The sequence below is a fragment of the Streptomyces sp. NBC_00370 genome (genome assembly GCF_036084755.1).
Lineage (GTDB): Bacteria > Actinomycetota > Actinomycetes > Streptomycetales > Streptomycetaceae > Streptomyces.
Genome location: NZ_CP107968.1, coordinates 2183868 through 2197080, shown reverse-complemented (window position 1 = coordinate 2197080; position 13213 = coordinate 2183868). Strand labels below are relative to the sequence as shown.

The following is a 13213-nucleotide window of genomic DNA, read 5'->3' as shown; positions in this document are numbered from 1 at the left end:
CATCACACCGCTGAACTACCAGCCGCGGGTGCGCCACTCCGGGAGGTGGGGGCGTTCGTCGCCCAGGGTGGTGTCGTTGCCGTGGCCCGGGTAGACCCAGGTCTCGTCGGACAGTTCGTCGAAGATCCTGGTCTCCACGTCGTGCAGCAGGCTCGCGAAGGCCTTCGGGTCCTTGTGGGTGTTGCCGACGCCGCCCGGGAAGAGGCAGTCGCCGGTGAAGACGTGCGCGTGGCCGTGCGGGTCGTCGTAGATCAGGGCGATCGAGCCCGGGGTGTGGCCGACCAGGTGGCGGGCGGTGAGGGTGATGTCGCCGAAGCTGATCGTGTCGAGGTCGTCCACCAGCACGTCGGTGGGCACCGGGATGCCCGGGGCGTCGGCGCGGCCCGCGTACGTGCGGGCGCCGGTGGCGGCGACGGTCGCGGCCAGGGCCTGCCAGTGGTCGCCGTGCTGGTGGGTCGTGACGACGGAGACGATGCCGTCGTCACCGATCAGGGTCAGCAGCGTCGCCGCGTCGTTGGCCGCGTCGATCAGCAGTTGCTGCCCGGTGGCCCGGCAGCGCAGCAGGTACGTGTTGTTGTTCATCGGCCCGACAGCGGCCTTGGAGATCATCAGCTCGGGCAGCTCGTGCACATCCGCCCGTCCGCCCACCGTCACCACTCCGCTGTACGTCATACGGCTCAGCCTATAGCGGGGGCAGGACGGGCAGCGGGCCGTCCGGCGAGCTGAGCCGGGCGGTGTCCGTGCGGCCCGCCAGCCACCCCATCAGCCGGCCCGCGGGGCCCGAGACGGCGAGCGGGGTGCCGTCCGTGCTGCCCGTGTGCCGGGTCCGGCCGTCGGGGGTGGTCAGGGCGAGCGGCGGGACGTCCGCGTTCCCGGCGAAGCGCTCGGCGAGGAAGTCGATCTCACGGCCGGTGAACTCGTCGGACAGGTCGTCGAGCGTGCGGCCCACGTCCAGGTCGATGTGGTGCAGCTCGATCTCGCCCCAGCGGCGGAACGGCACCCGGGCCGCCGTGTCCGTGACGCCGTTGCGCATCGTGATGGTGCGGCTCCAGTCCGCCGGGGCGCTCGCCGCCCTCTCGAACCGCGCCGCGCTCTCCCGTACGTCGCTGAGCTGCGCTTCGAGCGGCCTGGGCGCGTCACGGTCGATGTCGGCTTGACGCGCTTTGGCATCCTTGTACATAGGACGCCCCTCCAGAACATTGACCAGGGCGTCCGCATTACGTGCGATGTGGGCCAGCAGATGACCGCGGCTCCAGCCCGGCAGCCGTGACGGAGCGGCGAGCGCCGCGTTGTCCAGTCCGGCGGCTGCCGTCAGGAGCCGTTCGGTCGCCTCGTGTACCGACGCCAGGTCGCGCACGTGATCAGTCATGGCGCCGACGATAGCGGAGAGCCATGGCACCACTCGATCGGGTGAAGGAGGCAGAGACCGGCCGTAAATCGAATGCGCGTGCTATAGGCTCGTGACAGGCATTCTGGAACGGGGCGGAAAGCAGCCCGGCGGTTCCTGTGCCGCAATCCACAGCTTGGCAATCCATCGCTCTGGCGACCCCCCGTAGTCTGGGAAGGGGGCTCCGCCCCTGCTTCTCTCCAGAAAGGTGCGGACCGGCGTGGCCGACCGTCTCATCGTCCGTGGCGCTCGCGAACACAATCTCAAGAACGTCTCGCTCGACCTCCCCCGTGACTCCCTCATCGTCTTCACCGGGCTCTCCGGGTCGGGCAAGTCCTCCCTCGCGTTCGACACGATCTTCGCCGAGGGGCAGCGCCGTTACGTGGAGTCGCTGTCCTCCTACGCCCGGCAGTTCCTCGGTCAGATGGACAAGCCGGACGTCGACTTCATCGAGGGGCTTTCGCCGGCCGTCTCGATCGACCAGAAGTCGACCTCGCGCAACCCGCGCTCGACGGTCGGCACCATCACCGAGGTCTACGACTACCTCCGGCTGCTGTTCGCCCGTATCGGCAAGCCGCACTGCCCCCAGTGCGGCCGGCCGATCGCCCGCCAGTCGCCGCAGGCCATCGTGGACAAGGTGCTCGAACTGCCCGAGGGCAGCCGTTTCCAGGTCCTGTCGCCGCTCGTGCGCGAGCGCAAGGGCGAGTTCGTCGACCTCTTCGGCGATCTGCAGACCAAGGGGTACAGCAGGGCCAGGGTCGACGGGCAGACGATCCAGCTCAGCGAGCCGCCCACGCTCAAGAAGCAGGAGAAGCACACCATCGAGGTGGTCGTCGACCGCCTCACCGTGAAGGACAGCGCCAAGCGGCGGCTCACCGACTCGGTGGAGACCGCGCTCGGCCTGTCCGGCGGCATGGTCGTGCTCGACTTCGTCGACCTCCCCGAGGACGACCCCGAGCGCGAGCGGATGTACTCCGAGCATCTGTACTGCCCGTACGACGACCTCTCGTTCGAGGAGCTGGAGCCGCGCTCCTTCTCCTTCAACTCCCCGTTCGGCGCCTGCCCCGAGTGCACCGGCATCGGGACGCGCATGGAGGTCGACCCGGAGCTGATCGTCCCCGACGAGGACAAGTCGCTCGACGAGGGCGCGATCCATCCGTGGTCGCACGGCCACACCAGGGAGTACTTCGGCCGCATGATCGGCGGCCTCGCCAAGGCGCTCAACTTCAGTACGGACGTGCCGTGGGCCGCGCTGCCGCAGCGCGCCAAGAAGGCGCTGCTGTACGGGCACAAGACCCAGGTCGAGGTCCGCTACCGCAACAGGTACGGACGCGAGCGCGCCTACACGACGCCCGCCTTCGAAGGCGCCGTCTCCTTCGTCAAGCGGCGCCACTCCGAGGCCGAGAGCGACACCAGCAGGGAGCGCTTCGAGGGGTACATGCGCGAGGTGCCCTGCCCGACCTGCCACGGCACCCGGCTCAAGCCGCTCGTGCTGGCCGTGACGGTCATGGACAAGTCCATCGCCGAGGTCTCCGCGCTGTCCATCAGCGACTGCGCCGACTTCCTCGGTAAGCTCAAGCTGAACGCTCGCGACAAGCAGATCGCCGAGCGGGTGCTCAAGGAAGTCAACGAACGGCTGAGGTTCCTGGTCGACGTCGGCCTGGACTACCTCTCGCTGAACCGCGCGGCCGGCACCCTGTCCGGCGGCGAGGCCCAGCGCATCCGGCTCGCCACGCAGATCGGCTCGGGCCTGGTCGGCGTGCTGTACGTGCTGGACGAGCCGTCCATCGGGCTGCACCAGCGCGACAACCACCGGCTGATCGAGACCCTGGTCCGGCTGCGTGACATGGGCAACACCCTGATCGTCGTGGAGCACGACGAGGACACCATCAAGGTGGCCGACTGGGTCGTGGACATCGGCCCCGGCGCCGGTGAGCACGGCGGGAAGGTCGTGCATTCCGGCTCCCTGAAGGGACTCCTCGCCAACAAGGAGTCGCTGACCGGTCAGTATCTGGCGGGGAAGCGGGCCATCCCGACCCCGGAGATCCGCAGGCCGGTCACCGGCGAGCGGCAGCTCACCGTCCACGGCGCCCGGGAGAACAACCTCCAGGACATCGACGTGTCCTTCCCGCTCGGCGTCTTCACCGCGGTCACGGGCGTCTCGGGGTCGGGCAAGTCGACCCTGGTCAACGACATCCTGTACACGCATCTGGCCCGCGAGCTGAACGGCGCGAAGTCGGTGCCCGGCCGGCACACCCGGGTCGAGGGTGACGATCTGGTCGACAAGGTCGTCCATGTCGACCAGTCGCCCATCGGCCGTACGCCGCGCTCCAACCCGGCGACGTACACCGGCGTCTTCGACCATGTCCGCCGGCTCTTCGCCGAGACGATGGAGGCCAAGGTCAGGGGCTATCTCCCCGGGCGCTTCTCCTTCAACGTCAAGGGCGGCCGCTGCGAGAACTGCTCCGGTGACGGCACGATCAAGATCGAGATGAACTTCCTCCCGGACGTCTACGTCCCGTGCGAGGTCTGCCACGGCGCGCGGTACAACCGCGAGACCCTGGAGGTCCACTACAAGGGCAAGTCCATCGCCGAGGTCCTGGACATGCCGATCGAGGAGGCGCTGGACTTCTTCGAGGCGGTCCCGACGATCTCGCGCCATCTCAAGACGCTCAACGAGGTCGGCCTCGGCTATGTCAGGCTCGGCCAGTCCGCGCCGACCCTCTCGGGCGGCGAGGCGCAGCGGGTGAAGCTGTCGAGCGAGCTGCAGAAGCGCTCCACCGGCAGCACGGTCTATGTCCTGGACGAGCCCACCACCGGGCTGCACTTCGAGGACATCAGCAAGTTGATCACGGTGCTGTCGGGGCTGGTCGACAAGGGCAACACGGTCATCGTCATCGAGCACAACCTGGACGTCGTCAAGACGGCGGACTGGGTGATCGACATGGGTCCCGAGGGCGGCAACGGCGGCGGTCTCGTGATCGCCGAAGGCACCCCCGAGCAGGTGGCGGGCGTCCCGACGAGCCACACCGGCAAGTTCCTGCGGGACATCCTCGACGCGGACCGGATCAGCGACGCGACGCCGGCGCGGAAGAAGGCACCGGCGCGGAAGACGGCGGCGGCCGCAGCCAAGACGAAGGCCGCGACCAGGACGACGGCGGCGAAGACGACGACCGCCGCGAAGTCGACGACCGCGAAGAAGGCCCCGGCCAAGCGGACGGCGAAGGCGAAGTAGGGGCCGGCGGCGATCGGGACCGTACGGGCGGACGACGGCGTACGGCTCTGGGCCGCGCGGGCGGGGGACGGCGGTACGGGCGGTGCGCCCGTCGTCCTCTGCCACGGCGGCCCCGGCATCTGGGACACCCTCGCGGACGTGGCGGCGCTGCTGCCCGGCCGCGAGGTGATCCGCTGGGACCAGCGCGGCTGCGGCCGCTCCCAGCGCTCGGGTCCGTACGGCATCGCCCGCTCCGTCGCCGATCTCGACGCCGTGCGGGCCCATTTCGGCTTCGACCGTACGGCGCTGCTCGGCCACTCCTGGGGCGCCCAACTGGCCCTGCGGTACGCGCTCGCCCACCCCGGCCGGGTCAGCCGGCTCGTCTACGTCTCCGGCACGGGCATCGACGACGAGTCCACCTGGCGCCCGCCGTACCACGCCGCTTTCGGCCGGCGGCTCGGTGAACACCGCGCGCGCTGGGAGGAGTTGCGCGAGCGCGGCGACAGCCGCACCGAGGCGGAGGACCGGGAGCTGGCGGTCCTCCAGTGGTCGGCCGACTTCACCGGCCCTGACCCCGACCGGGCGTTGGCACACGCCGAGGCGATGGCCACACCGTGGCTCGGCGTGGACCACACATGCAACCGCACCATCAACGCCGAAGTCAGCCGCAGCCTCGCGACGGACGAACTGCGGCAGCGGTGCGCCGCGTTGGACGTCCCGGTCCTGATCGTGGACGGCGAACAGGACATCCGCCCACGCCGGGCGGTCGACTCCCTGGCGGCCGCGCTCCCGGACGTGACCCGTACGACGCTACGAGGCGCCGGGCACCTGCCCTGGACGGAAGCCCCGAGGGCCTTCAGCGCCGCGCTGACCGCGTTCCTCACCTGACGTGCGTCGGACGCCGCCGATCGCTCAGGACAGCTCCGCCGCGTACGGCGGCTCCGCGCCCGTGCGGGAGCAGGTCAGCGCCGCCGCCCGCGCGGCGAAGGCCAGGACCTCGCGCCAGCCGTCCGTGCCCAGCGTCGCGGCGGCCCGCGGGGTCAGGGCGTCCCGCGTCGCGAGGCCGTGCAGGAGTGCCGCGTTGATCGTGTCGCCCGCGCCGATCGTGTCCACCACGTCGACAGGAACGGCGGGCACCGAGACCTCCGTGCCGTCCGCCGTGCGTACGGTCAGTCCGTCGCCGCCCCTGGTCAGGACGACGGCCGCCGGGCCCAGCGCCGACCAAGTCCCGGGGGAGCCTCCCAGCCAGTCGGCGTCCTCCGCCGAGACCTTCAGCAGCGACACCGAAGGCAGCCAGCCTGCGAACCGCGCGCGGTAGGCCGCGGCGTCCGGGATCAGTCCCGCGCGGATGTTCGGGTCGAGCAGGGTGAAGACCCCGCGCCCCGCCTCCCGGCGCAGCAGCGCCTCGTACGCGCTCGCTCCCGGCTCCAGCACCAGCGAACACGTGCCGAGGGCTAGTGCCCGCACCGTCGGCGGCAGCGCGGGCGGCAGGGTGAACAGCCGGTCGGCGCTGCCCTCCGCGTAGAAGGCGAAACCGGCGGACCCGTCGGCGCCGAGCGTCGCCACGGCCAGGGTGGTCGGCTCGGGACCCCGCTGGACGAGCGACAGATCGACCCCGGCCGAACGCAGCCCTTCGAGCAGCGTCTCGCCGAAGGCGTCCGTCGAGACCCGGGAGCAGAAGCCGGTGGCCGCCCCGAGCCGGCCGAGGGCGACGGCCGTGTTGTACGGGCCGCCACCGCGGCGTGGCAGCAGCGGCGCGAGCACACCGTCCGCGCGCTCCTGGGGGACCAGGTCGATCAGGGACTCTCCGGCGACGACGATCACGGAGCCGAATCTAGCGCCCTCCCGGCGCGCTGTGCGGAGTCGCGATCCCTGGCACGCGCGCCCGCCGCGTCGGCGACAAGCCTGAGTGGCTTCCCCACCGGGGCTTCCGGCCGCCTTGCGACCACACGCACCGCCGCGACCACGCGCACCGCCCTCACCACGCGCACCGCCCTAACGTGCGCACCGCCGTGACCATGCGCCGGCTGCGCGGCGGACGCCGGGACAGGCACTGCCCCGGCCCCCGTCCCGGCGGCCGGACCGGCCCCGGTATCGTCGCATCTGTACCCACCCCCCTGACCAGTGGAGACACCATGTCCGGCCTGACTGCCCCGCGCCGTTCCGTGCTGAAGGGCGCCGTGCTCGCCGGTGCGGCCGGGCTCGGCGTGGCCGCCTGCTCCACCAAGTCCAAGCTGGGGCACGCCGAGACACCCACCCCCACCGCGCCCGAACCCCTCGGCGCCGCCTCGGCCGTGCCGGTCGGCGGTGCCAAGCTCTACAAGGACCAGCGAGTGGTCGTCAGCTGCTCGGCCAAGGGCGAGTACAAGGCGTTCAGCGCGCAGTGCACCCACGCCGGCTGTCTGCTCTACAAGGTCGAGGGCACCATCGGCGACTGCCCCTGCCACGGCAGCCGCTTCGACCTGACCACGGGCGAGGCGGTGCACGGGCCCGCGACCGTACCGCTGCCCGAGGTGCCCCTCACGCACGAGGACGGCAATCTCATCGCCGGCCCGAAAGCCGCCGCGAAGAGCCCGGCGCCGAAGGCCTGAGGCCGCTCACTCCCACTCCCACTCGATCCCCAGCACCCCCGGCCTGACCCCCTGCTCCACCAGGTGGACCGAACGGCTCACCGCCCCCGGCGTCAGATCGCTCCGCCCCGCACGCGGCGCACTGGCCGGGACCTGGGCGAAGCGCCGGCAGCGCGCGGGCAGCGCCGCCCTGTCGAAGCGGACCTGGAGGACGTACTGGGAGCCCGCGTAGGCGAAGCCGCGTACGTACTCCGCGCACGGGCCGCCCGTACCGTCGTCGAAGCCGTAGCCGAAGAGGTACGTCTCGCCGGCCGCCAGCGGCCCGTCGAACAGCAGCTCGGCGACGACCACACCGGTGCGCGCGTCGCGGCCGACCCGGCCCGTACGGCAGTTCTCGTACGCACGCGCCCGTACGCGTGCGGGATCGCAGCCCGGGGCGCCCCTGTGCACGGCCAGGTACCGGTCGACACCGTCCGTGTGCGCCCGTACGACCTGCTGGGAGTCACGGCCCAGCAGCTCGCGGCCCCCGCCGATCCGTACCCGCTCGTGGTGCCCCACCGTGTGCAGACCGCCGTCGCCGGGGGCGCCGAGCCCCGCCAGCAGCCGGTCGACGGCCCCTGCCGTGTCGCGGGCCGCGCCCCGCACGCCGCCGGGGGCCGTCGCCGCCTCCAGCAGCCGCAGCAGGGAGTTCACCGGCAGGTCGAGGACCGCCTCCAGCGCGCCGACGGCCCGCAGCGACTCGGGCCGCTGCGGGCGCCGCGCCCCCTGCTGCCAGTAACTCAGGCTGGTCACACCGACCTTGATCCCGCGGTGCGCCAGATGGTGCTGGACCCGTTCGAGCGGCAGCCCGCGCACCGCGAGCGCGGCGCGCAGTGCCAGGTGGAAAGGACCTGTCTGCAGCACCTGTTCCAGATCGGCCGCGGTATGTCCCACGCAGACCCCTCCAGCGCGTCCGTTCACCGCACGGTGTCACCCCGCATTGAAGCGTGTTGACCTGCGCCCGACAAGCAACGCGCGTCACAGTGTCCGCGCCCGCAAGTAGGGTGGATGTCATGGCCGACCCCTCCAGCTACCGCCCCAAGCCGGGACAGATCCCCGACTCGCCGGGGGTCTACAAATTCCGCGACGAACACCGCCGGGTGATCTACGTCGGCAAGGCGAAGAGCCTGCGGCCCCGGCTGTCCAGCTACTTCCAGGATCTGACGAATCTCCATCCCCGTACGCGCACGATGGTCACGACCGCCGCGTCCGTGGAGTGGACGGTCGTGTCGACCGAGGTCGAGGCGCTGCAGCTGGAGTACAGCTGGATCAAGGAGTTCGACCCGCGCTTCAACGTCAAGTACCGCGACGACAAGAGCTATCCGTATCTCGCCGTGACCCTCAACGAGGAGTTCCCCCGGGTCCAGGTGATGCGCGGCGCCAAGAAGAAGGGCGTGCGCTACTTCGGCCCGTACGGCCATGCGTGGGCCATCCGCGAGACGGTCGACCTGATGCTCCGCGTCTTTCCCGTGCGCACCTGCTCCGCGGGGGTGTTCAAGAACGCGGCGCGTACGGGCAGGCCGTGTCTGCTCGGCTACATCGGCAAGTGCTCGGCGCCCTGCGTGGGCCGGGTGACCCCCGAGGAGCACCGCGAACTGGCCGAGGAGTTCTGCGACTTCATGGCCGGCCGGACCGGCGCCTACATCCGCCGCCTGGAGAAGCAGATGACGGCGGCGGCCGAGGACATGGAGTACGAGCGGGCGGGCCGGCTCCGCGACGACATAGGGGCGCTGCGCCGGGCGATGGAGAAGAGTGCCGTGGTGCTCGCCGACGCCACGGACGCCGATCTGATCGCCGTCGCCGAGGACGAGCTGGAGGCGGCCGTCCAGATCTTCCACGTCAGGGGCGGCCGGGTGCGCGGCCAGCGCGGCTGGGTCACCGACAAGGTCGAGGCGGTCGAGACGGCGGGCCTCGTCGAGCACGCGCTCCAGCAGCTGTACGGCGAGGAGCGCGGCGACTCGGTGCCCAAGGAGGTGCTGGTCCCCGCCCTCCCCGAGGAGGCCGAGGCCGTCACGGAGTGGCTGAGCGAGCGGCGCGGTGCCCAGGTGTCCCTGCGGATCCCGCAGCGTGGCGACAAGAAGGACCTGATGGCGACGGTCGCGCGCAACGCCCAGCAGGCGCTCGTGCTGCACAAGACGAAGCGCGCCAGCGATCTGACCACCCGCTCGCGCGCCCTTGAGGAGATCGCCGAGGCCCTCGACCTGGACAGCGCGCCGCTGCGGATCGAGTGCTTCGACATCTCGCACCTCCAGGGGGACGACGTGGTCGCTTCCATGGTGGTCTTCGAGGACGGCCTGGCCCGCAAGAGCGAGTACCGCCGGTTCCAGATCAAGACCTTCGAGGGCCAGGACGACGTCCGGTCCATGCACGAGGTGATCAGCCGCCGCTTCCGGCGCTATCTCCACGAGCGGGAGCAGACGGGGGAGTGGCCCGAGCAGCAGCCGGCGCCCGAAGGGGCCGAGGGCGAGAGCGCCCCCGAGACCGTTTCCGAAGGGGGCGGCGTCCCCGCGTCCCCGCTCGTCGAGGACGACGGCCGGCCCAAGCGCTTCGCCTACCCGCCCCAGCTGCTCGTCGTGGACGGCGGCCAGCCGCAGGTGGCCGCGGCCAAGCGGGCCCTGGACGAGCTGGGGATCGACGACGTCGCCGTCTGCGGCCTCGCCAAGCGCCTCGAAGAGGTCTGGCTGCCCGACGACACCGACCCGGTGGTGCTGCCCCGGTCCAGCGAGGGCCTGTATCTGCTCCAGCGGGTACGGGACGAGGCGCACCGCTTCGCGATCACCTACCAGCGGGCGAAAAGGGCCAAACGGATCAGGACCAGCCCGCTGGACGACGTACCGGGTCTCGGAGAGTCGCGGAAACAGGCACTCATCAAGCATTTCGGCTCGGTGAAGAAGCTGCGGCAGGCGACAATCGAGCAGATCTGTGAGGTTCCCGGGCTCGGCCGGAAGACGGCCGAGGCCGTGGTCGTGGCGCTCGCCAAGGCGGCGCCGCCCGCACCCGCCGTCAACACGGCAACAGGAGAGATCATGGAAGACAACGAGGGCAGTGCGGATGACTGATCACGACCGGGACGGAGCAGAGCACGTGAGTACGGGCAGCGCCAAGGAGACCGGGGACGTCGCGGAACCGGCCATCCCCGAGCTGGTGATCATCTCCGGTATGTCGGGCGCCGGGCGCAGCACGGCGGCCAAGTGTCTCGAAGACCTCGGCTGGTTCGTCGTGGACAACCTGCCGCCCGCGCTGATCCCCACCATGGTGGAGCTGGGCGCCCGCTCGCAGGGCAACGTGGCCAGGATCGCCGTCGTCGTGGACGTACGGGGGCGCAGGTTCTTCGACAACCTCCGCGAGTCGCTGGCCGACCTCGACGCCAAGGGCGTCACCCGGCGGATCGTCTTCCTGGAGTCCTCCGACGAGACGCTGGTACGCCGGTTCGAGTCGGTGCGCCGCCCGCATCCGCTCCAGGGCGACGGCCGGATCGTGGACGGCATCGACGCCGAGCGTGATCTGCTGCGCGAGCTGCGCGGCGACGCCGATCTGGTGATCGACACCTCCAGCCTCAACGTCCACGAGCTGCGCGCCAAGCTGGACGCCGGGTTCGCGGGCGACGAGAAGCCCGAGCTGCGGGCGACGGTCATGTCGTTCGGCTACAAGTACGGCCTACCGGTCGACGCCGACCTCGTCGTGGACTGCCGCTTCCTGCCCAATCCGCACTGGGTCCCCGAGCTGCGCCCGTTCACCGGGCTCAACGAGGAGGTGTCCAACTACGTCTTCAACCAGCCGGGCGCCAAGGAGTTCCTCGACCGCTACACGGAGCTGCTCCAGCTGATCGCCACCGGGTACCGCCGTGAGGGCAAGCGCTATGTGACGGTCGCCGTGGGCTGTACCGGCGGCAAGCACAGATCCGTCGCCATGTCGGAGAAGCTGGCGGCGCGGCTGGCCACCGAAGGCATCGAGACCGTCGTCGTCCACAGGGACATGGGGCGCGAGTGACCGGACGTACGTTCCGTATGCGGCGGCTGCGCACCGGCACCCCCGCACTCTCCTCGCGGGAACGCGGTGCGCAGCCCAAGGTCGTCGCGCTCGGCGGCGGGATGGGCCTGTCGGCCTCGCTCGCCGCGCTGCGCCGGATCACCGGCGATCTGACGGCCGTGGTCACCGTCGCCGACGACGGGGGCTCCAGCGGCAGGCTGCGCGAGGAGCTGGGGGTGCTGCCGCCCGGCGATCTGCGCAAGGCGCTCGCCGCGCTCTGCGGTGACGACGAATGGGGACAGACCTGGGCCCGGGTCATCCAGCACCGCTTCCAGTCCAAGGGCGATCTGCACGAGCACGCGGTCGGCAATCTGCTGATCGTCGCCCTCTGGGAGCAGCTGGGCGACCATGTGGCGGCGCTCGACCTCGTCGGCAAGCTGCTCGGCGCGCACGGCAGGGTGCTGCCCATGTCCGCCGTACCGCTGGAGCTGCAGGCGCTGGTCCGCGGCCATGACCCGGCGCGGCCCGACGAGGTGGACACGGTCCGTGGCCAGGCCACGGTCGCGCTCACCCGGGGCGAGGTGCAGTCCGTCCATCTCGTGCCGCACGACCCGCCCGCGGTGCCGGAGGCCGTCTCCGCCGTGCTGGACGCGGACTGGGTGGTGCTCGGCCCCGGGTCGTGGTTCTCGTCCGTGATTCCGCATCTGCTGGTGCCGCAGCTGCTCGACGCGCTCGTCGAGACCAGGGCCCGGCGTGTCCTTTCGTTGAATCTCGCACCACAACCCGGTGAAACCGATGGCTTCTCACCGCAACGTCATTTGGAGGTTTTGGGGCGACACGCCCCTAAACTCGCCTTGGACGTGGTGTTGGCCGACGAGGCCGCCGTGCCCGACCGGGACTCACTCTCCGATGCCGCAAAACGGTTCGGTGCGACGGTCGAGCTGGCGGCGGTGGCTGCGCCCGACGGTCTTCCGAAGCATGATCCGGAGCTGTTGGCAGCCGCGTACGACCGTATTTTTCGGATGCATGGAAGGATCGGCCCATGGCGATGACGCCAGCGGTGAAGGACGAGATCGCCCGCCTCCCCGTCACCCGGACGTGCTGCAGGAAGGCCGAGGTCTCGGCGATTCTCCGCTTCGCGGGCGGGCTGCACCTGGTGAGCGGCCGGATCGTGATCGAGGCGGAGCTGGACACCAGCATCGCCGCACGCCGGCTGCGCAAGGACATCCTGGAGATCTTCGGGCACAACTCCGAGCTGGTGGTGATGGCGCCGGGCGGCCTGCGGCGCGGCAGCCGTTACGTCGTACGGGTGATCACCGGCGGTGACCAGCTGGCCCGGCAGACGGGGCTGGTCGACGGCAGAGGACGGCCGATCCGGGGGCTGCCCCCCCAGGTCGTCTCCGGCGCCACCTGCGACGCCGAGGCCGCCTGGCGGGGCGCCTTCCTCGCGCACGGCTCGCTGACCGAGCCGGGCCGTTCGTCCTCGCTCGAAGTGACCTGCCCGGGGCCCGAGGCGGCGCTCGCGCTGGTCGGCGCCGCGCGCAGGCTGCAGATCGCCGCCAAGGCCCGTGAGGTGCGCGGCGTCGACCGTGTGGTCGTACGGGACGGGGACGCGATCGGCGCGCTGCTGACCCGGCTCGGCGCCCATGAGTCGGTGCTGGCCTGGGAGGAGCGGCGGATGCGGCGCGAGGTGCGCGCCACGGCCAACCGCCTCGCCAACTTCGACGACGCGAATCTGCGCCGCTCGGCCCGCGCGGCCGTCGCCGCGGGTGCCCGGGTGGGCCGCGCGCTGGAGATCCTCGGTGAGGAGGTGCCCGAGCATCTGGCGGCGGCAGGCCGGCTCCGGATGGAGCACAAGCAGGCCTCGCTGGAGGAGCTGGGCGCGCTGGCCGACCCGCCGCTCACCAAGGACGCGGTCGCCGGCCGGATCCGCAGACTGCTGGCCATGGCCGACAAGCGGGCGCAGGACCTCGGCATCCCCGGTACGGAATCCACGCTCAGCGAGGAGATGGCCGACGGTCTCGTCGGCTGACC

11 protein-coding genes are annotated in these 13213 nt (G+C 71.2%); 7 read left to right on the top strand and 4 right to left on the bottom strand.

The window, feature by feature from the left end; genetic code table 11:
* Positions 1 to 15: 15 nt before the first annotated feature.
* Together OHS57_RS09540 and OHS57_RS09535 are read right to left on the bottom strand one after the other, a co-directional pair.
* Positions 16 to 672, bottom strand: a complete 657-nt coding sequence (locus OHS57_RS09540) for an MBL fold metallo-hydrolase (protein WP_328581630.1) — start codon at positions 670 to 672, stop codon at positions 16 to 18.
* Positions 673 to 682: 10 nt separating this feature from the next.
* The gene (locus OHS57_RS09535; protein ID WP_041990908.1) at positions 683 to 1369 is read right to left on the bottom strand and encodes a maleylpyruvate isomerase family mycothiol-dependent enzyme; all 687 of its coding nucleotides are present in this window, start codon (positions 1367 to 1369) and stop codon (positions 683 to 685) included.
* A gap of 238 nt (positions 1370 to 1607) precedes the next feature.
* Between OHS57_RS09535 and uvrA the strand changes: the two genes are divergently transcribed.
* A complete protein-coding gene (gene uvrA, locus OHS57_RS09530; protein ID WP_041990909.1) occupies positions 1608 to 4622 on the top strand; it encodes an excinuclease ABC subunit UvrA in 3015 nt (1004 codons plus the stop codon).
* Positions 4623 to 4634: 12 nt separating this feature from the next.
* Positions 4635 to 5489, top strand: coding sequence for an alpha/beta fold hydrolase (locus tag OHS57_RS09525; RefSeq protein ID WP_328585029.1), 855 nt, complete (start codon positions 4635 to 4637; stop codon positions 5487 to 5489).
* 24 nt (positions 5490 to 5513) lie between these two features.
* Here OHS57_RS09525 and OHS57_RS09520 read toward each other — a convergent pair whose 3' ends face one another.
* Positions 5514 to 6425 carry a carbohydrate kinase family protein gene (locus OHS57_RS09520; protein WP_328581629.1) on the bottom strand — a complete coding sequence of 304 codons (912 nt, stop codon included), beginning with the start codon at positions 6423 to 6425 and terminating at the stop codon, positions 5514 to 5516.
* Positions 6426 to 6736: 311 nt separating this feature from the next.
* Here OHS57_RS09520 and OHS57_RS09515 point away from each other — a divergent pair, with 311 nt between their 5' ends.
* Positions 6737 to 7192 carry a QcrA and Rieske domain-containing protein gene (locus OHS57_RS09515; RefSeq protein WP_041990911.1) on the top strand — a complete coding sequence of 152 codons (456 nt, stop codon included), beginning with the start codon at positions 6737 to 6739 and terminating at the stop codon, positions 7190 to 7192.
* 6 nt (positions 7193 to 7198) lie between these two features.
* On the opposite strand, the gene OHS57_RS09510 is transcribed toward OHS57_RS09515, so the two are convergent.
* Entirely contained in the window at positions 7199 to 8104 is a 906-nt protein-coding gene (locus tag OHS57_RS09510) for a hypothetical protein (protein WP_328581628.1), read from the bottom strand.
* Positions 8105 to 8223: 119 nt separating this feature from the next.
* Between OHS57_RS09510 and uvrC the strand changes: the two genes are divergently transcribed.
* The 4 genes from uvrC to whiA are packed head-to-tail and all read left to right on the top strand — an operon-like array spanning position 8224 to position 13211.
* Complete coding sequence (uvrC, locus tag OHS57_RS09505) at positions 8224 to 10269, top strand: excinuclease ABC subunit UvrC (protein ID WP_328581627.1); 2046 nt, start codon at positions 8224 to 8226, stop codon at positions 10267 to 10269.
* Positions 10262 to 11200 (top strand): RNase adapter RapZ, encoded by a 939-nt coding sequence (gene rapZ, locus OHS57_RS09500; protein ID WP_052457145.1) that lies wholly within the window; start codon positions 10262 to 10264, stop codon positions 11198 to 11200. Before uvrC ends, rapZ begins: the two co-directional genes overlap by 8 nt.
* Entirely contained in the window at positions 11197 to 12231 is a 1035-nt protein-coding gene (locus tag OHS57_RS09495) for a gluconeogenesis factor YvcK family protein (protein ID WP_107070110.1), read from the top strand. Before rapZ ends, OHS57_RS09495 begins: the two co-directional genes overlap by 4 nt.
* Positions 12222 to 13211 carry a DNA-binding protein WhiA gene (whiA, locus tag OHS57_RS09490; protein WP_041990916.1) on the top strand — a complete coding sequence of 330 codons (990 nt, stop codon included), beginning with the start codon at positions 12222 to 12224 and terminating at the stop codon, positions 13209 to 13211. Before OHS57_RS09495 ends, whiA begins: the two co-directional genes overlap by 10 nt.
* Positions 13212 to 13213 lie beyond the last annotated feature (2 nt).

Bases quoted from the DNA above. Each gene is read 5' to 3' on its own strand.
- OHS57_RS09540 (WP_328581630.1), bottom strand. From the start codon at position 672: ATGACGTACAGCGGAGTGGTGACGGTGGGCGGACGGGCGGATGTGCAC.
- OHS57_RS09535 (WP_041990908.1), bottom strand. From the start codon at position 1,369: ATGACTGATCACGTGCGCGACCTGGCGTCGGTACACGAGGCGACCGAA.
- OHS57_RS09515 (WP_041990911.1), top strand. From the start codon at position 6,737: ATGTCCGGCCTGACTGCCCCGCGCCGTTCCGTGCTGAAGGGCGCCGTG.
- uvrC (WP_328581627.1), top strand. From the start codon at position 8,224: ATGGCCGACCCCTCCAGCTACCGCCCCAAGCCGGGACAGATCCCCGAC.
- rapZ (WP_052457145.1), top strand. From the start codon at position 10,262: ATGACTGATCACGACCGGGACGGAGCAGAGCACGTGAGTACGGGCAGC.
- whiA (WP_041990916.1), top strand. From the start codon at position 12,222: ATGGCGATGACGCCAGCGGTGAAGGACGAGATCGCCCGCCTCCCCGTC.